Source organism: Ruminococcus albus 7 = DSM 20455 (assembly GCF_000179635.2).
Taxonomy (GTDB): Bacteria; Bacillota; Clostridia; order Oscillospirales; family Ruminococcaceae; genus Hominimerdicola; species Hominimerdicola alba.
In genome coordinates this window covers 3,411,146-3,430,619 of the sequence record NC_014833.1, presented here as the reverse complement: position 1 = coordinate 3,430,619, position 19,474 = coordinate 3,411,146, and the positions used below count along the sequence as shown (strand labels likewise).

At 47.6% G+C, this 19,474-nt stretch carries 15 protein-coding genes; 1 reads left to right on the top strand and 14 read right to left on the bottom strand.

Going from position 1 to position 19,474, the window contains the following annotated elements; genetic code table 11:
* Nucleotides 1-32: 32 nt before the first annotated feature.
* The 13 genes from RUMAL_RS15480 to RUMAL_RS15420 all read right to left on the bottom strand — a co-directional run bounded on the left by RUMAL_RS15480 (nt 33) and on the right by RUMAL_RS15420 (nt 15,924).
* Nucleotides 33-1,163, bottom strand: a complete 1,131-nt coding sequence (locus RUMAL_RS15480; protein WP_013499626.1) for a UDP-N-acetylglucosamine--N-acetylmuramyl-(pentapeptide) pyrophosphoryl-undecaprenol N-acetylglucosamine transferase — start codon at nt 1,161-1,163, stop codon at nt 33-35.
* A gap of 177 nt (nt 1,164-1,340) precedes the next feature.
* Complete coding sequence (locus RUMAL_RS15475) at nt 1,341-2,573, bottom strand: FtsW/RodA/SpoVE family cell cycle protein (protein WP_013499625.1); 1,233 nt, start codon at nt 2,571-2,573, stop codon at nt 1,341-1,343.
* Between the two features lie 34 nt (nt 2,574-2,607).
* The gene (locus RUMAL_RS15470; RefSeq protein ID WP_013499624.1) at nt 2,608-3,624 is read right to left on the bottom strand and encodes a glycosyltransferase family 4 protein; all 1,017 of its coding nucleotides are present in this window, start codon (nt 3,622-3,624) and stop codon (nt 2,608-2,610) included.
* Entirely contained in the window at nt 3,621-4,985 is a 1,365-nt protein-coding gene (locus tag RUMAL_RS15465) for a UDP-N-acetylmuramoyl-tripeptide--D-alanyl-D-alanine ligase (protein WP_013499623.1), read from the bottom strand. Before RUMAL_RS15465 ends, RUMAL_RS15470 begins: the two co-directional genes overlap by 4 nt.
* A gap of 38 nt (nt 4,986-5,023) precedes the next feature.
* Nucleotides 5,024-6,457, bottom strand: coding sequence for a UDP-N-acetylmuramoyl-L-alanyl-D-glutamate--2,6-diaminopimelate ligase (locus tag RUMAL_RS15460; protein WP_013499622.1), 1,434 nt, complete (start codon nt 6,455-6,457; stop codon nt 5,024-5,026).
* A gap of 38 nt (nt 6,458-6,495) precedes the next feature.
* Nucleotides 6,496-8,829, bottom strand: a complete 2,334-nt coding sequence (locus RUMAL_RS15455) for a penicillin-binding transpeptidase domain-containing protein (protein WP_013499621.1) — start codon at nt 8,827-8,829, stop codon at nt 6,496-6,498.
* 121 nt (nt 8,830-8,950) lie between these two features.
* Complete coding sequence (locus RUMAL_RS15450; protein ID WP_013499620.1) at nt 8,951-9,448, bottom strand: septum formation initiator family protein; 498 nt, start codon at nt 9,446-9,448, stop codon at nt 8,951-8,953.
* 103 nt (nt 9,449-9,551) lie between these two features.
* Nucleotides 9,552-10,487, bottom strand: a complete 936-nt coding sequence (gene rsmH, locus RUMAL_RS15445; protein ID WP_013499619.1) for a 16S rRNA (cytosine(1402)-N(4))-methyltransferase RsmH — start codon at nt 10,485-10,487, stop codon at nt 9,552-9,554.
* Nucleotides 10,487-10,918 carry a division/cell wall cluster transcriptional repressor MraZ gene (mraZ, locus tag RUMAL_RS15440; RefSeq protein WP_013499618.1) on the bottom strand — a complete coding sequence of 144 codons (432 nt, stop codon included), beginning with the start codon at nt 10,916-10,918 and terminating at the stop codon, nt 10,487-10,489. The genes rsmH and mraZ overlap by 1 nt, the downstream gene beginning before the upstream one ends.
* A gap of 760 nt (nt 10,919-11,678) precedes the next feature.
* The gene (locus RUMAL_RS15435) at nt 11,679-12,554 is read right to left on the bottom strand and encodes a DUF4261 domain-containing protein (protein ID WP_013499617.1); all 876 of its coding nucleotides are present in this window, start codon (nt 12,552-12,554) and stop codon (nt 11,679-11,681) included.
* A 266-nt stretch (nt 12,555-12,820) separates the two neighbouring features.
* A complete protein-coding gene (gene thrS / locus RUMAL_RS15430) occupies nt 12,821-14,767 on the bottom strand; it encodes a threonine--tRNA ligase (RefSeq protein WP_013499616.1) in 1,947 nt (648 codons plus the stop codon).
* 106 nt (nt 14,768-14,873) lie between these two features.
* A complete protein-coding gene (locus RUMAL_RS15425) occupies nt 14,874-15,500 on the bottom strand; it encodes a suppressor of fused domain protein (protein WP_013499615.1) in 627 nt (208 codons plus the stop codon).
* A gap of 28 nt (nt 15,501-15,528) precedes the next feature.
* Nucleotides 15,529-15,924 (bottom strand): hypothetical protein, encoded by a 396-nt coding sequence (locus tag RUMAL_RS15420; protein WP_013499614.1) that lies wholly within the window; start codon nt 15,922-15,924, stop codon nt 15,529-15,531.
* A 628-nt stretch (nt 15,925-16,552) separates the two neighbouring features.
* On the opposite strand from RUMAL_RS15420, the gene rny reads away from it, so the two are divergent.
* A complete protein-coding gene (rny, locus tag RUMAL_RS15415) occupies nt 16,553-18,118 on the top strand; it encodes a ribonuclease Y (RefSeq protein WP_013499613.1) in 1,566 nt (521 codons plus the stop codon).
* A gap of 111 nt (nt 18,119-18,229) precedes the next feature.
* Here the strand turns inward: rny and RUMAL_RS15410 are convergent, their stop codons facing one another.
* A complete protein-coding gene (locus RUMAL_RS15410) occupies nt 18,230-19,420 on the bottom strand; it encodes a cation:proton antiporter (RefSeq protein ID WP_013499612.1) in 1,191 nt (396 codons plus the stop codon).
* Between the last annotated feature and the right edge of the window lie 54 nt (nt 19,421-19,474).

Sequence of the window (19,474 nt, the reverse complement as noted above, 5' to 3'; positions counted from 1 at the left end):
ATTAAACCATCCTTCACATAATATACGTATTGTTATTTCTTTATAAGGGGTCTGAGGCAGTTCATAATGCGTTCCTTTGTATCTTTTATATGGAGAGCTGCTGCCTTTTCGGAGCATTCTCTCAGTTTATCGGGGTTGTCGAGATAATCCCTGACCGCACCGATGAACTTATCCTCAGTAAGGTCTTTTTCCTCGATGACCATTCCTGCGCCTGCATTCTGCAGCACCATACCGTTATGGTACTGGTGGTTCTCGGCTACCCATGGGGAGGGTATCAGTACCGAGCATCTGCCCATGGCTTCGATCTCAGCCAGTGATGCCGCACCGCAGCGTGTGATGATAAGGTCACAGGCTGCCATAGCCTTAGGCATATCAACATAGCTGTCCACCATGCGGTGATCGTTGCCTTTGAGTTTTATTCCCTGCTTTTCGCAGTCCTCTATGAAGTTTTCATAATCCTTGTAGGTGCCGTAGGAGTGTATATGATACACCTCTCTGCCCTCGCTCTGATACCACTTGAACAGCTTCATGATGTTTTCGTTCAGAACTTTTGAACCAAGACTTCCGCCGGCGGAAAGCACGACCTGTGCATCCTCGGGGATACCCAGCTTTTGGCGTGCTTCAGCTTTTGTAAGTCTGCCGAAGCCTCCCCTGACGGGAAGACCTGTTACAACGCATTTTTTAGCATCGGGGAAATTCTTCCTTGACTCTTCCACTGTCATCATGACCACATCGACTTTTTTGGAGAGTATCTTGTTTGTCACGCCCGCAAAAGCATTCTGTTCATGTATGGCAGTTCTTATGCCCATATTAGCCGCAGCCCTTACAACCGGACCGCTTACATAGCCGCCTGTGCCTATGACAAGATCGGGCTTGAAGCCTTTGATGATCTCCTTGCATCTGCTGCCGGATCTGGCCAGATACACGGCTGCGCGGAAGTTCCTTTTGATGTTTTCAGCATTTATCTTTCTCTGGAAGCCCTCTATTTTCAGGGGTTCAAATTTATATCCCGCCTTAGGGACCAGCTTTGATTCCAGTTTATCGGGATTTCCCGCAAAGCATATCTCAGCATCGGGGTAGTTTTCTTTTATTATCTCAGCGATGGCAAGTGCGGGGTTAACATGACCCGCTGTGCCGCCGCCTGCCAGCAGTACTCTGAGCATACAGCAGATACCTCTTTCTTATCCCTGACGGGCTGTAATTACAGTCTGTCGGATTATCATTTCTATTATAATAAATTATTATTAACAAAGCAATAGTTTTAGGTTAACAGTTAACAAAAAACAGGTGCTTTAAAGTATAAGTCATATATTTTATACCATATCCCGAAAAGCAGGATATTATTTTTTGATATTACCCTGACGTGAGATACTGAGCAGTATTCCCATTTCTGCCAGCTGTATTATCAGCGCGGTACCTCCGTAGCTGAAAAACGGCAGGGATATACCTGTATTCGGGAAGGAGTTTGAAGCGACCATTATATTCAGGAAAGCCTGTATACCTATCTGTATCGTAATGCCCGCAGCCACCAGCATACCGAATCTGTCCTTGGCGTTTGAAGCTATATAGAAGCCTCTCAGCACGAATATAACGAACAGCACCACAACTACCAGTGCGCCCACGAATCCCAGTTCTTCGCATATTATAGCGAAGACGAAGTCGTTCTGCGCCTCGGGGAGGTAGAGGAATTTCTGCCTTGATTCACCGAATCCAAGACCGAACCATCCGCCTGAGCCTATGGCAACGAGGGAATTGTAGGTCTGCCAGGTATTGTTCTGTATATCAGCCTCGGGATTGCGCCAGCCGTCTATTCTCTCCTGTATATATGAGAATTTGCCTGCCATGAGAAGTATGGCAAGACCCAGTAAAGCCACGGCAGCCAGTATACCAATGAATTTCCAGAAGGTTTTTGCGGGCATACCGCTGACGAACATCATGCTGACACCGATGATACCTATGATCAGCACCGCAGACATATGACGCTGAAGCCCCAGTACGATAACGGAAAGACCCATTATCACCGTGAAGGGTATTACGCAGTACTTCCAGTTATTGAATTTTGGGAAATTTACCGCCATGATATATGCGAATATTATTATGAAGGATACTTTAAGGAGCTCGGAGGGCTGGAACTGTACAAATCCCAGATTTATCCATCGGCTCGCATCCGCTGTTGACGATCCGAAGAATGCCGCATACAGACACATGACATACATCACGCCGAAAAACAGATAACAAACTGCCGTATTCTGGAAGAAGTGATAATCCAGCATAGATACGAACAGCATACCGACAAGACCGATGCCTGCGAAGGTCAGCTGTTTTTTTGCGTAGTAGTAGCCGTCGCCCATATCGTTTATGCCCCATGCGTAGGAGGCTGAGAACATCATCAGCACTCCGAAGCCCAGCAGCATAAGTATCAGCAGCAAAAACGGCATATCAACGCCTTTGTTTATGGACTTGAAATTGAAGTTGAGTTTTTTTCTCGCCTGCGCCACAGGTTGTCTGACCAGCAGGTGATTGTTCAGTGTAAGACCGCCGTCGCGGTCGCGGTATATACCCTTATCAGCCATTAATGCTGTACCTCCGCTCACTATCATTACAAGACTAATTGATCACTAGCCTTGCTTCATATATACTGTAAGCCGCTGCCCCTGCGCAGAACAATGCCTGCGCTGCTGCATACACTGCGGTGATGCGGTATTCGCTCCACCCGATGTTGCGAAAATGCTCATGTAGGGTCGCCCCTTTGAACAGCAGCTTTTTATTCTTTTTGAATACTGCCCGCTGCAATAAATGTGCAGCAAGCTCTATGAATGGTACTGCCATAGCAAGCAGCACCGCTCCGTGCAGCCCTGAAAGCATCAGTATTCCACACATCATGCTCCCCAGAAAAAGTCCGCCCGACTGACCGAGGAACAGCTTTGAGGGCTTAGCGCCCCATATCAGATACCCTGCGCAGCTTCCTGCTGCACAAAGGGATATAACTTTTACTATCTCGCGGCTGCCGTCACCGAAAGCCGCAAAAAGTCCCAGAAAGCTTACGAACATCGTCATCGGACAAAGTCCGTCTATCCCTGTTTCATGTATACCTTTCTGGCAGTCGCATATCTCCGCCGCTGTGATGATAACAGTCATCAGCAGTGCATTCAGCGGTATATAAGCCCATCCGAGATCAAGATAGCCCCACCTGAATGGCAGAAGCACCATATCACAGCGGTAACCGAAAAGTCCCATGAGTGCCGTGTATCCTCCGCACAGCAGAAGCTTTATCGTCACCCTGTACCTGCTTTTCATACCTATTCCGCCGCGCACGTCACGGTCATAGTCTTCCATAAGTCCCACAGCAGTCAGCACTGCGGCGAATATAGCCGTGAAAGCCGCTGCCCTTATGGCATCGGCACCAAAACCCTCCGCAGCAGCCGCTGCAAAGCAGGCAGTCACAAAGCAGAGGTACATAAGCGCCCCTCCGCCCCGTGGTTCTGAACCGTCCTGTCTGAAACGGTCACCGATGTATATCTCGAATTTTCCTGTTTTCATTTTTCTGAAGGCGGGTATGAAAAGCCGCCCTGCAAGTCCGCCCACAGCAAGCTGAAGGGCGAATATGATAAATGTCAGCTTCACGCCTGTTTTATCGCCTCGTATACTTCTTCAAGCTTCATGCCGCGGCTGCCCTTGAACAGCACAGCATCGCCCTCTTTGAGGTTAGCCTTCAGATACTCCACAAGTTCCTCGTGAGATTCAAAATGCTTAGTATTCTCGCGGTCGAAGCCCTTGTCGCAGGCACCTTCTATATAGTATGTGGAATTCTTTCCGTAGCAGAGGAGCACATCTGTCTTTGAAGCCTTGACATATTCACCGACTGTACGGTGATATCTCGCGGTACCCTTGCCGAGCTCCAGCATATCACCAAGCACAGCAAAACGTCTGCCGCGGACGGATATCTGGCTCAGTACAGAAAGGCTTGCCTTCATGGAATCGGGAGCTGCGTTGTAGCAGTCCAGCACGAAGGTCATGCCGTTTTCGGTGATGATGTTCTGGCGCATACCCTCGGGTCTGAAATCGGCAAGGCCTGCGATGATATCTTCATTCTCCATACCTGCCGCCGCACCTGCGCAGAAGGCAGCCAGTGCGTTCTTTACATTATGCTCGCCAAGGCAGTTTATCCTTGCGTTGAGCTTTTCTCTCTTATAGTGTATAGTGAAGCTTATGCCCTTGCTGTCAGCGGCGATATCGGATGCGTATACATCACAGTCCTTTTTGGAGACTGAGTAATACCACACCTGTCTGCCGCCGTATATCTCAGCTTTTGCAAGAAGTTTGTCATCGCGGCAGAGTATCAGCGGCGCATCGGCGGAAGCACCGTCGAGTATCTCCATTTTGGCTTTTAGTATACCCTCCTGCGAACCGAGGTTCTCTATATGAGATACACCTATATTGGTGATGACACATATAGTCGGCTTGCAGCTTGTGGACATTCTCGATATCTCGCCCTTGTGGTTCATGCCCATCTCTATTACAGCAGCCTGATGAGTATTGTCAAGCTCCAGCAGGGTCTTTGGCATACCTACTTCGTTATTGTGGTTGGCTTCTGTTTTGAGGGTCTTGAAGCTGCGGGAAAGGACGCTGTATATCATTTCCTTGGTAGTTGTCTTGCCCACGCTGCCTGTTATTCCCACCAGCGGTATATCGAACTTGCTGCGGTAGTAGGAGGCTGAATCAAGCAGTGCCTGTGCTGTGGAATCCACGATAAGGCATCTGGCACCGTCTACGGGTCTTTCCGTTACAACAGCTATCGCACCGAGTTCCATTGCCTTTGCGGCAAAGTCATGACCGTCAAAATTAGCGCCCTTTAGTGCTATGAACAGGGAACCCTCGGTTATGGTCCTTGTATCGGTGGAGATATCCTTGACCTCCACATTGGCAGGGTAGCCGTAGCTTCCTCTTACTGCCTCTATTATTTCTGAAAGCATTAATTTTTCCATTGCTTTTCCCACCTTATCTTGACTTGTTGAGTTATCCGTCAGATCTCCTTCAGTGCGTCAGCTACTACTTCGCGTTCATCGAAATGTATCTTTACACCGCCTGCCAGTATCTGGTAGTCTTCGTGACCCTTGCCTGCCAGCACGATGATATCGTCTTTTTCGGCATTCTTTATCGCCCAGTGTATAGCCTCGCGTCTGTCGGTCATGCGGACATAGGGAGTATCCTTGCCTTCAAGACCTTTGAGAACATCGTTTATTATATCATCGGGATCTTCATCTCTGGGATTATCCGATGTAACTATCAGGAAATCTGCGTGTTCGGCAGCGGCTGCTGCCATTGGTGCACGCTTTGTACGGTCGCGGTTGCCGCCGCATCCGAACAGGCACTTGACCTTGCCCTTTGAGCCCTCCTTGATAGCTGAGAGCACATTTATCAGCGCATCGGGAGTGTGTGCGTAGTCACATATAACCGTGAAGTCACGTCCCGTGGGGATTATCTCGGCTCTGCCGCGGACACCCTGTATCTTCTCGAATTCCTTTATGGTATTGCAAGGGGTGAATCCGAGCACTTCCATGCAGGCGATTACCGCCAGGGAGTTGGATACGTTGAAAAGTCCGGGCATATTAAAGCTGACATTCTTTTTTACCTTGCCGTCACAGAAGACGTACTTTACGCCTGTTGTGCCAAGCATAACGTCCTCGGCGCGGAAATCGGCTTTGCCGTTTACCGAATATGTCTTATAGGGGCAGGGTATCTCTGTGACATAACGTCTGCCGTACTCGTCATCGGTATTTATTATGGCTGTATCGCATATATCGAACAGCATCTTCTTTGCCTGATAGTAGTTCTCCATGGTGCCGTGAACATCAAGGTGATCCTGGGTAAGATTGGTGAATATACCTGCCTTGAAATGGCAGCCCTGCACTCTCTTCTGTTCAAGTCCCTGAGATGATACTTCCATTACGGTGTATTTACATCCTTCATCCGCCATTTTGCGGAACAGCTCAAACAGGTCATAGGGCTCGGGAGTAGTTCTGGCTGTTGGTATGATCTTATCGCCTATCTCGTTCTGGCAGGTACCTATAAGGCCTACCTTGAAGCCGAAGCCGCTGAGAACTTTCTTAATGACGGTGGTGATAGTAGTCTTTCCGTTAGTGCCTGTAACTCCTATGAGTTCCAGTTCTCTCTCGGGGTGACCGAACCATGCTGAACACAGCATGGGGAAAGCGGCTCTTGTATCGGTGACGATTATCTGTCTTTCAAGACCGAGATCTCTTTCGCAGACAACTGCAGCGCAGCCCTTGTCGAGCATCTGCTGAGCAGCATCGTGGCCGTCAAAGGTCTTGCCCTTTATGCATACGAATATGCTGCCCTCAGTGACCTCCGCTCTTGTATCGGAGGTGATACCTGTTATTTCCATATCGGGCAGAGAGGTCTCTGCCACATCCTTTATAAGTTCGTATAATTTCATTTCAGTTCATTCCCTTACATTATTAGCAGTTGATATCCTTACTGCGAGGCTACCACGGTGGTAGTGAATGTTACAGTAACAGCTGTGCCGAGAGGTACGCTGGTACCGGGTTCATAGGTCTGGTCACCCATAGCAAAGCTTACTTCTTCCGCTGCTGCAGAGCCTTCTGCTATAAGGTTCAGACCGTACATTTCAAGTGTTGCCTTTGCCTGTTCTCTGGTAAGACCCTGTATATTGGGAACAGTGACCTTTTCGATCTCAGTCCTCTGGTCTGTATACAGCACCACGGAACCGCCGTGTTCGATCTTTACGCCTGCGGGCATCTGTCTTAGGACGGTATCGCCCTCGCCCTTGATCTTGACTACGAAGCCCAGTTCTTCAAGTGTCTTCTGAGCTTCCTCAACGGTATAATACTGAACGTTGGGAACATTGATTGAGATGGACTGGAGCTCCTCATCGGTATAATTCGGGAACATACCCATATAGGGCAGGACCTCACTGAGGACCTCCTGACAGATAGGTGCAGCCACCATACTTCCGTAGAACTGCTCGCCTGTAGGGTGGTCTACCAGCACCAGCATGATGATCTCGGGATCCTCAGCGGGAGCGAATGCACAGTAGGAACCAACGTAGGTATCACCCTTTGCGTTTTCGTCCAGCTTCTGCGAAGTACCAGATTTACCGCCTATGCTGTAACCTGGGATATAGCAGTTTGAGCTCTTGTTTGTTTCAACGACGCCTTTGAGTATATCTCTCATGGCAGCCGAGGTCTCCTCGGAGATTATCTGTCTTTTTACTTCCTTATCATTTCTTTTTACCACGTTTCCGTTCTGGTCGGTTATGCTGCTGACAACTCTCGGTGTAAGCACATAGCCGCCGTTTACTGCTGCGGAAACGGCTGTTATCATCTGTATCGGAGTTACCTTGTTGGTCTGTCCGAAAGCTGAGGTCGCCAGTTCAACGGGACCCAGCCAGTTAAGAAAATGTATATTGTAAGAATTTACCTCGCCGGGCAGGTCGATGCCTGTAAGCTCATTATATCCGAAACCGTCGAAGTATTTTACAAAGTTATCAGCGCCAAGTTTAAGACCTATCTGCACGAATGCAGGGTTACAGGAATTTGCCATAGCCGCTGCCAGATTCTGTGTGCCGTGGTCACCGGTGGTCCAGCAGGAGATATCTCTGTCCTCTACGGTTATATGGCCGCCGCAGGTGAATGTATCATCCAGTGATATCGCCTTTTCTTCCAGCGCCGATGCACCTGTGATTATCTTGAATACAGAGCCAGGGAAGTACAGCTCGGAAACGCATTTGTCTTTCCACTGCAGGCTCCATGCGTTCTGTCTTTCGGTATCGTATTCGGCTTTACCCTTCAGTCCTGCAAGTCTTTCGGACACCTGCTTATCGGATATCAGCGAGGGTTCATTGGGGTCATAGCTGAAGCACGTAGCCTCTGCGTAAACCTGACCTGTCTTGGGGTTCATTATTATACCGCAGACTCTGTCGGTGGGGAGGTTCTCCTCATAAGCCTTACGCAGACCCTTTTCCAGCATATACTGTATATTTATATCTATATTCAGGTTGAGGTCGTTGCCGTCCTGAACATCATAGCTCTGCTTATAGCGGTAGGGGATATCGTTTCCGTCCTTGTCCTTTGCGGTGATCACTCTTCCGTCAACGCCTTTGAGGTAGTCATCGTAATAAGCTTCAAGACCGTAGATACCGTTATCCTCGAAATCGGTATATCCCAGCACATGGGCAGCCAGTGATTCCTGGGGGTAAACGCGTCTGGTCTGCGGCTCGCCTCTTACACCGTCTATTTTAAGCTCTGTAAGCTTGGAATCTATCTCATCGCGAAGTGTCTTCTCAACATCATCAGCAAGAATGACGTACTGGCTGGTAACATCGCCCAGCTTGCTTTTCACCTCGCCTGTTTCCAGCTGGAGTTTCAGCGCAAGGAAATCAGCCAGTTCATTGAAGGTCTCTTCGCTTGTTTTGGCGGTCTTGAGCTCTTCGTTGTATTTGAGCACCTTGTCCGCGTTATCCTCTTCCTTGATAGCGGCTTTCAGTTCTTCAATACGTTTATCCCTCGCATCGCACTGCTGGCGCAGCATTATGGGATCAACGTATATCCTGAATACCGTAGCGCTCTGGGCGAGCACGTTGCCCTTGGCATCGTACATTGAACCTCTTGACGCTGTTACTACTGTGGATTTCAGCTGTTGAGAATTAGCCAGATCCTTCCATTTTTGACCTTCCTTTATGGATACCTTCCATATGCCCCATATCATGTATATCAGCAGGAGCAGTACAGGCAGGCAAAGCCATATAGTCAGCCTGGTTTTCATTTTAAGACTTGGTTTATCGGTCATTACATAACCTCCGTCCCGATAAATGCTTTATCCCGAAAACGGCGGGATAGACTTATTTAAAAATAGAACAAGAAAGCTAAGTACAATTATCTGTGCTTAACTTTCTTATACAATATATGATTTAGTGACTTACATATTCCGATGCACGATCAAACCAGTGTTTGAATCGCATGAATACATCTTCCTTGTCGTTTGTCTTTACCTCGGCTACAGAAGGTGTTTCTACCTCGATATACTCTATCTGGGATTTATCCAGCTTATGCAGACCCAGATCGTTTCGTGCATATTCTTCTACCTTGGTCATATTCATTCTTTCAGCGATCTCGGACTGCATACTGATATTCTCGTTCTGAAGCTGATCGAGCTGTTTTTCAAGACCTGCCCTTTCGCTGTAAAGTCTGGATATTTCCACCTTACCGTAGATAAGGCTGCCCATCATGGAGATAGCAACTATGATAAGAACAGCCCATGCGAGCTTGGATCCGAAACTCATTGCAGGAACAGCGCGTGCTCCGTTTTTTCTGCCCTCGCGTTCAGCCGCAGCGTCGCGGTCGGCATTGTTATCATAAGGCAGTTCGAGCTCATGAGCAAGGTTGCTGTGGTCATTATATTTTGTCATTATTGATACACCTCTATACGCGCCCCAAAAGCGCACAGAAAATTTTTACACAAGCTTATCTTTTGTCTGTCCTCTGTCTTTTGTATTATCTCTTTATATCCCGTCACTGCGGGTCGTTCTTTATCTTTTCTATTATCCTCAGCTTTGCGCTGTGAGCGCGTTTGTTCTCTTCATTTTCGCTGTCGGATGGTTCAATGGGCTTTCTGGTTATCAGTTTGCCGCGCGGAGTTCTTCCGCATACGCACACGGGGAAATCGGGCGGACATATACAGCCCTGACAAAAGCTCTTGAATCTCTGTTTTACGAGCCTGTCCTCCAGCGAATGGAAAGTGATTATACACAATCTACCGCCTGCGTTAAGCAGGTCAAATGCCTTATCCAGCGCTATGCTGAGATGTTCCAGCTCTGCATTGACCTCTATGCGTATCGCCTGAAAAGTTTTTTTGCAGGGATTTTTCTCTCTCCTGACCTTCTGCGGAACAGCCGATTTTATTACCTCGGCAAGCTCCAGCGTGGTCTCTATGGGCTTGTCCTCCCTGACCTGAACTATTTTTTTTGCGATGTTACGGGAGAATTTCTCATCACCGTACTCAAATATTATCCGTGCCAGTGTACGTTCATCGTAGCTGTTGACTACATCTCGGGCGGAAAGTCCTTCGCTGCTCATCCTCATATCCAGCGGAGCATCCGTATGGTAGGAAAAACCTCTTTCAGCGTTATCAAGCTGATAGGAGGATACTCCCAGATCCATGAGTATGCCGTCGGCGCCTTCTATACCGAGCCTTGCGAATATCTCATCAAGCTCGGAATAATTCCCCCGGACTACTGTTGCAGGAAGTCCCGACAATCTTTCCGTTGCTACAGCCACAGCCTCGGGATCTCTGTCTACCGAGATGAGTCTGCCTGTGGTCAGCCTTTTTGCTATCTCGCGGGAATGACCCGCACCGCCCGCCGTACCGTCACAGTAGATACCGTCGGGCTTTATATCAAGTCCCTCGATGCATTCGTTCAGCAAAACAGGGATGTGTTTGAATTCCATTATATCCCAACTCCTTCAAGAGCTGCCAGCAGCACTTCGTCATCCAGCTTTGCACTGCGCTCCTCCCATCTGCATCTGTCCCAGATCTCGCAGCGGTCGGTAAGTCCCATCACTATTACATCCTTTTCGAGCCCCGCCCAGTCTCTCAGCGGCTGAGGTATGAGTATCCTGCCCTGCTTGTCCGCTTCGGCTTCGACGGCGCTGCCTGTGAAGAACCTTATGATATCCCGTCCCGATGCCAGCGGCATCTCACGGAATTTTTCGTTTAGTCTGTCGAAATCCTCCGGGGAGAACACCAGCAGACAATGGTCTATGCCGCGTGTAACGATGAAGCGCTCACCTATGATCTCACGGAACTTCACGGGGAAGCTCATGCGTCCCTTGACATCCATGCTCTGATTAAACGTTCCCATCAAGGTCTTTAAAGCCAAGCGCTCACCCCCTCACGGACATATTTGCCGCGACTTGGTAAACTTTTGACACCAAATCGCACTTTTTACCACTATGACTATTATACAGTATAATGAAAAAAAATGCAATTGGTATTTTTTCCGAATTCTCAGAGAAGCAGGGAATTTTATTGTACTCGGGGGTACAAACTTGTTACATAACAGCGTATCTTGTAACTTTTTGGCGGATGATTGTAATTTTTCTGTAACTTGTAAATTTTATGTTAATGATTTTTACCCACTATATGTGGGTGTTTATTGTGAAAAAAATACGGATATTTAGTTGGCAGATATTGTCTTGATGACAAAATAATTACAATTTTTGATCCGATGAAAGTATGTATGATACTTCCTATGCTCTTATTGTACCACAATAACTGGTGCACGTCAATAGAATTCCCAAAAAGTTCATACAAAATACGGATACTTTATCAAGTTGCTGTGCTGATGTAAAAATCGCAGTACGACTGAAATGTACATGGAAAGTGAAAAACTAAAAAATGGTTACAGAACATTTAGTTAAACAGATTAATTATTACAATCGGCTGCCTGTGCAATTTTTTCGTAAAAATACACGCTAAATCAGATCAAACATAAGTTAATCAACCCATATCCCCAATTGAAAAAGAGGTTTTCAACATTCTTTTCGTCAATATGCACAAATGAAAGGGCATAAAAATATCCGCAAACGTTTAAGCCTGCGGATACGCGCTTTTTCATATTTTAATAGATCATCCCTGTATCATCTTCTGCCGGCGGCATATCCTGCGGCAGCGATATCAAGTACTGTTCTTGCGGGCTGGATGAGTGCGTTCTCGTATTGGCACGTCCACTGTTCATTGCGGCTGAAATTGCCTTTGCTGTCAAGTCCGTCGATGGTCTCACCGCTTGCTATTGGGGCATTTTCATCGTAGTTGTATATGCATATATTGTAGGCATAGTTCGTAACAGTGCCGGGTTCAAGAACTTTGAAATGCAGCTGTGTATCAGGCAGACCTATTGCGTACATACCAAGAGTATCTACAACATACTCGCCGCTTGAACCTTCGACGTTGAAAAATCTTGCATTGACACAGGTATATATAAATCTCTGATCCCTCGGAAGATTCAGATGCTTTAGCGAATCGGGATCTATCAGCTTGCTGCCTGTGGGTGTCCATACAGCTTTGCATGAGGGATAGAGATCCAGTATGCATTCCAGCCAGTCCATGACCATTTCACATCTTTCTTTGTAGTCCATGGCTGCGCCGCTCATCATGTCGGAGATCATCACACTGTATTTGCAGCGGTCAATGACTTCTTCGCCGTTCTTCATATCCCAGAACTGGGAACGCTCCAGCTCGCTGATATTTCCGCTGTCAAAGTCGATGCCCTGAGCCAGCAGTACCAACGGGGGGATATCGCCGTCTTGAAAATGTGCAGTATACTTCTTGACTGCAAAGGTAAGAAGCTTATTATCGTTGCTTACGTCTTCGATGTCACCGAATGTATCCTCAGCAGCCTGTCTGACGATACCGTGGTCTAGGAGCTGTGGCTTTTCCTCAAACAGCAGATGTATCATAAGCATATTTGCAAATTCTGCCTGCTGCGAAAGATCCTGCTTTAATGATCCGTTCATAGTGTTGACCTCCTGTCTGTTTCGTGGTATACATATTATACTATATTCTGCCGCGAATTGCAATACCGTTTTTTATCATGGCGAGCTTTCATCTGCGTGGTGTTTCGGTATGTTGTTCCTGCGCAGAGAGCCGCTGTTTTCTCCGGGGAATGCACGCCCCTCCCACCCGCCCGCGAAGTATCCTGTCTTAACAATATCCGACAAGCAGATCTGTAATAAAAAATGCGCCCGCGGATAATCTCCGTGAGCGCATCTGTATCTCAGTATTATTTTGCCTTGGTGTCGATCTCTTCCTTCAGCTTGGCGATAGCATCAGCTGCGGGCATAGCGGGAAGCTCGCCCTCTTTTCTTGAACGTACAGTTACTGTGCCGTCCTTAACTTCGTTATCACCGATGATGAACATATAAGGAACTCTGTCAAATCTTGCCTGCTTGATCTTGGGACCGATGTTGTCATCTTCTGCATCGACTTCAACTCTCATGCCGAGGTCACGCATCTCTTCTGCAAGATCGTAAGCGTAGTCGTTATGCTCGGGCTTGATGGGCAGTATACGCACCTGCTCGGGTGCAAGCCACAGGGGAAGTACGCCTGCGTACTTCTCTATCAGCAGTGCGAGAGTTCTCTCGTAGCAGCCAACAGAAGTTCTGTGGATGATGTAAGGCATCTTCATCTTGCCGTCCTTGTCAACATACTCCATGCCGAACTTCTTGGCGATCTGCATATCTATCTGTATTGTGATAAGTGTATCTTCCTTGCCGAATACGTTCTTGATCTGGATATCCAGCTTAGGACCGTAGAATGCAGCTTCATCTATGCCTATTTCGTAATCAAGACCGATATCGTCCAGTATTTTCTTCATAGCGCCCTGTGCTTCTTCCCACTGTTCAGCAGTACCCTCGTACTTGTTGTTGGGGTTAGCGGGATCCCACTGGCTGAAACGGTAGCTTACATCCTCTGCAAGACCGATAGTTTCAAGACAGTACTTTGCAAGATCAAGACAGCCCTTGAATTCTTCTTCCAGCTGTTCGGGGCGGAGTATCAGATGACCCTCGGAGATAGTGAACTGTCTAACTCTGATAAGACCGTGCATCTCACCGCTGTCCTCGTTACGGAACAGTGTGGAAGTCTCGCCCAGTCTCATAGGCAGATCTCTGTAAGAACGCTTTCTGTTCAGGAATACCTGATACTGGAAAGGACAAGTCATAGGACGGAGTGCAAAGCATTCCTTTGTCTCGTCATCGGGGTCGCCCAGTATGAACATACCGTCTCTGTAATGATCCCAGTGACCCGAGATCTTGTAAAGCTCTCTCTTGGACATGAAAGGAGTTTTTGTCAGCTGATAGCCGCGCTTGTACTCTTCGTCCTCTATCCATCTCTGGAGAGTCTGTATAACCTTAGCGCCCTTGGGCAGCAGGATAGGCAGACCCTGACCGATGTAATCAACTGTTGTGAAGTATTCCAGCTCACGTCCCAGCTTGTTGTGGTCACGAAGCTTAGCTTCTTCCATCTGCTTCAGGTGCTCTTCCAGCATGGAAGCCTTGGGGTATGCAGTTCCGTAGATACGTGACATCTGTATGCCGTCCTCAGCCTTGCCCCAGTATGCGCCTGTACACTGTGTAAGCTTGATTGCCTTGATCGGTGCAACGCTCATGATGTGGGGGCCTGCACACAGGTCAACGAAATCGCCCTGCTTGTAGAATGAGAGTTTCTCACCCTTGCTGTCGTGCTTGTCGATCAGCTCTACTTTGAAATTCTCACCTTTTTCTTCCATGAGCTTTACGGCCTCATCACGGGAAAGCTCGAATCTTTCAAGCTCGAAACCTTCCTTGGCAAGCTTTTTCATCTCAGCCTGTATCTTTTCCAGATCAGCGGGAGCAAAAGGCTTTTCTACCTTGAAATCGTAGTAGAAACCGTTCTCGGTTGCAGGACCTCTGCCCAGCTTAGCATCGGGATAGAGGTTCTTTACTGCCTGTGCCAGCAGGTGTGAAGCAGTGTGCCAGAAGGTCTCCTTGCCCTGCTTTGAATCGAAAGTCAGTACCTCAAACTCGCAGTCACTGTCTATGACTGTTCTCAGGTCCTTGATCTCACCGTTGATCTTTACAACGCAGGCAGCCTTGTAAAGACCCATGCCTATGCCCTTGATTATCTCGCTTGCGGGCATTGCAGACTCTATCTCACGAACAGAGCCGTCTTTTAATGTTAGCTTTATCATATCTATTCCGCCTTTCAGTATCTGAGATCTGCGTGGGGCGAATGGCTTTTCTTACATACATTGTAAGCCCCGCCCGCCCACCCGCAGACTTTTGCTGTTCTTGCTGTTATACTAACGAACTTCTCTTATAATCGGTGACATCGCTGCCAAGACGCTTGTATATCTCAGCCACGCTGTCATGTGAGCCGAGAGTTTTCAGCTCAGCATCAGTCATGCCGATAAGCTCGATGAATTCCACACGTCCGTTTGGTGTTTCAAGTGTGTTGACTGTGGGGTCGTTGATGCAGATGAATCCTGTAAGCGCAGACTTCTGCTCATGATCAATACCTGCAGTCTGTCCGGTGTAGAGGTATTCGTTGTTCTGGAATATCTCGCCGCTATTGAAGGTTATCCTTGCTATCTGCTGAAGGATCCCCGCAACACATTTCAGCTCGTTTTCCTCGTTGTCGGGATCGTAGCAGCTCTTTTTCAGCTTGAATGTCAGCTCATAACCGTAGCCGCTCCATTCCTTGTTCTCGCACTCCTTTTCATAAAGCTCCGTAAGTCCGTAGCTGACAAAGTGCCAGAAATCACCGCCGTCATAGATGCTTATGCCGTTCAGCGGATCGTTGCCGCCAAGCTCAAAAGGCACGATGGTGGCATAGTGCAAAGGTTCGGTCTGTCCCGGATATACTCTTTCAAATTCTGCTGTGATAGCATCCCAGCCGCTTGCCTCAGGTGTTCCGACTTTCATGGTATCCCTCCGTTCACATTTTTAAAGTTCAGTTTATCTTATCGCCTGCCGCGCTCCATGATGCTGCCTGCTGAGTGCCGGCTTTCGCCTTGCTGTCAGCCCTGCTCGCCGGAAGTACCATGAATATATAAGCGTATACCCAGAAGCACAAAAGCAGTACGCTTAATATATTAGCGGCTGTGCTTAAACCCCTGGTAAGCGATTTTTTTATTAAGAATCTCGTCTTTCTGCCGTCCTTCTCGCGTGCCAGTGCGTTGAAAAATCCAAGGAACCAGTAGGCAATTATCCATATCGGCACAAACAACAGAAAACCAAAGGTGTAGGTTATCGTGTTCCTGAATGCCAGAAAGGATACTGCCGCGGCACCCAGGCAGGCAAGTATGCTTACGAAATAGCAGATAAGTGCGAAAGATCTTTTGTTCATCGTTTTTTGTTCTCCTTAACTTTTATCGGTTTATCTGTAATGACACCGCCTCATATCGGGACGGCAAAATAAAAAGCCCCATGAGAGCATAACACTCTCACGGGACGTAATAAACGTGGTTCCACCCTGATTCGCACAATACCGATATCACGGCACTGTACCTCATTTAGTCTTTAACGCAGATCTGCGGCGTGTATTGGACGCACTCTGGGGCGGTATCCGTGAAGCTTTGCGATGTACGGCTTTCAGCTTGTGCCATACTCTCTGTGATGCGCTTTTTGTGCCAAACGGCTTCCCCGTCATCGATTTATAATATTATAAAATAATCATAGCACTCTTTAAACCGTTTGTCAAGGGGGATTTTTATGGGCTGCCAAAAAAAATAATTTTTTTTGGCAGAATATATAAAAAACACCTTGACAATTTCAGCGATTTGTTATACAATAATATTATGCATTAAAATTTTTATCGGTCTGCCGAAGCAAGCCAGTGGAGGCGGTTTACCATAAAACTATTCATGCTAAATGTATCTTTACAATTTAATATCGGGCAGAGGCTTTTTTCATGGATACAAGGGTGTCCGTAAGGAAAAAGGCTCTGTACTTTCAAGAAGGAGGAATGCTATACAATGAGTGTCGGATTGGCAATAGCACTTTGTGTAGCGGCTCTTGTTCTTGGCGCAGCTATCAGTGGCTACATTTGTTTTAAGAAGGGTATCGACTATCGAAAGGAAACAGCCGAGGCAGCAATAGGTTCTGCCGAAGCGGAAGCTGAAAAGATAGTGGAGGAAGCGAAGAAAAACGCGGAGACCCTGAAAAAATCGGCATTGGTGGAAGCAAAGGACGAAATACATAAGTCCCGCCAGGAAACTGAAAAAGAGCTGAAGGAAAGAAGAAGTGAGGTATCCAGACAGGAAAGGCGTATCCAGCAGAAGGAAGAAAGCATCGACAAAAAGCTGGACAATCTGGAGAAGAAGGAAGAAACGCTTCAGAAGAAGTTGAAGTCCGCCGACGAGAAGGTGGCTGAGGCTGAACGCATCAAGCATTCACAGCTGGATATGCTGGAGAAGATATCGGGTCTTACAGTTGAACAGGCTAAGGAATATCTGCTGGCACAGCTGGAGGGAGATCTGGTACACGAGAAGGCTGTCAAGATAGCGAACTATGATGCACAGATCAAGGATGAATGTGATGCCAAGGCAAGGCAGTATATCTCACTGGCGATCGCGAGATGTGCGGCAGATCAGGTATCTGAAACTGCTGTATCCGTTGTGGCACTGCCTAATGATGAGATGAAGGGCAGGATAATCGGACGCGAGGGAAGGAATATCCGTACCATTGAAACTCTCACAGGCGTTGACCTTATCATCGACGATACACCCGAGGCTATCACCATTTCCTGCTTCGATCAGGTAAGGCGTGAGGTCGCAAGGATAGCACTTGAAAAGCTGATCCAGGACGGTCGTATCCACCCCACCCGTATCGAAGAAATGGTAGAGAAGGCAAAGCGCGAGGTTGAGCTGAAGATCAAGCAGGAAGGCGAAAGAGCAGTACTCGAGACCAATGTTCACGGTCTTAACCATGAGCTCATCAAGCTGCTGGGTCGCCTGAGATTCCGTACCAGCTACCGTCAGAACGTGCTGAACCACTCTATAGAGGTAGCACATCTGGCAGGCATGATGGCAAGTGAGCTGGGCGTTGATGCAAATCTCGCTAGAAGAGCAGGACTGCTCCATGATATAGGCAAGGCGCTTAGCTATGAGATAGAAGGCTCTCATGTTCAGATCGGCGTAGATGTATGTAAGAAGTACAAAGAGAACGCTGATGTTATACACGCTATCGAAGCACACCACGGTGACGTTGAAACAAGGACAGTCGTTGCGGCACTGGTACAGGCGGCAGATGCTATATCCGCGGCAAGACCGGGTGCAAGAAGCGAGAACTATGAGAACTATATCAAGAGATTGCAGAAGCTTGAAGAGATCTGTACTTCCTATGACGGCGTAGAGAAATCTTTTGCTATACAGGCAGGCAGAGAGGTAAGGATAATGATCCAGCCCGAAAAGATCAATGACGAGAAGATGGTATTGGTCGCAAGGGAGATCGCAAAGAGGATAGAAACAGAGATGGACTATCCAGGTCAGATCAAGGTAAACCTTATCAGAGAGAGCAGAGTAGTTGAGTATGCCAAGTAAGGCTTGATAAAAGCGGACAGGAAATGACCTGTCCGCTTTTTTGTTTGATATGATACTAAAAAGAGGGACAGTTAAGTGTGCTGTCCCTCTTTTGATCATATATTATCGTTTTTATTCTGCTGTCGGTGCGGTGTCCGGTGCCTTTGAGTAAAGGAATTTCAGGAATACGGGTGTGACGATGCTGCTTACGATTATCAGCAGTATCACCGCAGTGGAATAGTCTGCGGGGATAACACCCATACTGAGTCCCTTATTTGTGATTATCAGCGCTACCTCGCCTCGGGTCATCATGCCTGCGCCGATCTTTATGCAGTCTATATTCCTGAACTTAAAGCACTTCGATATAAGTCCGCAGCCCACAAGCTTTGAAAGCATAGCCACTGCAACGAATGCAAGTGAGAATATTATTATCTCACTGTTCATACCCTTGAAGCTGGTCTTCAATCCGATACAAACAAAGAATATCGGCGCGAAGAACATATATCCGTTCACGTTCACCTTGCGGTCGATGTACTCCGCATCACGAACGTTGCAGAGTATTATTCCTGCGATGTATGCACCTGTGATATCTGCTATGCCGAAGAATTCCTCTGCCACATAAGCCAGTATAAAGCACAGGCTCAGCGCGATAATGGGTATTCGCCTTGTATGGGGGTGCTTGTCATCTATGTACTTGAACACCTTGTATATCACAAAACCGAGGACGAATGATGCTGCCAGGAATCCCACTACCTTCAGTGTGACCACACTCATCTTGCTGGACGGGTCCTTCATACTCAGTACGAAGGTAAGCACTACTATGCCGATGATATCGTCAATTATGGCAGCCGAAAGTATTGTCTGTCCGACACGGCCTTTCAGCACACCCATTTCCTTGAGGGCTTCAACGGTTATGCCCACAGATGTTGCTGTCATTATACAGCCGATGAAAAGCGCCTTGAAAAATTTTTCGCTCCCGAAACCGTCAAAGCCGTAGAACGCCGTATACAGCGCCGCTCCACATATCAGCGGGACGAATACGCCCACACAGGCGATGATGCAGGCTATTAGCCCTGATTTTTTCAGTTCCTGCAGATTCGTTTCCAGACCTGCCGAGAACATTATAAGTATTACACCTATCTCTGAGAAAATGCTCAGGTATTCTGACGGCTGCAATATGTTCAGCACACACGGCCCTATGATGACGCCTGCGATTATCTCACCGACTACCATTGGTGCCTTAATTTTTCTTGCAAACAGCCCCATTAATTTAGCGCTTATCATTATAAGCGAGAGATCCATGAGTATCTCGTATGCCTTCAAATCATTACCCCCTAAAAAATGCGCAAATATAATCCCCCGTCCGAAAACGGGGGA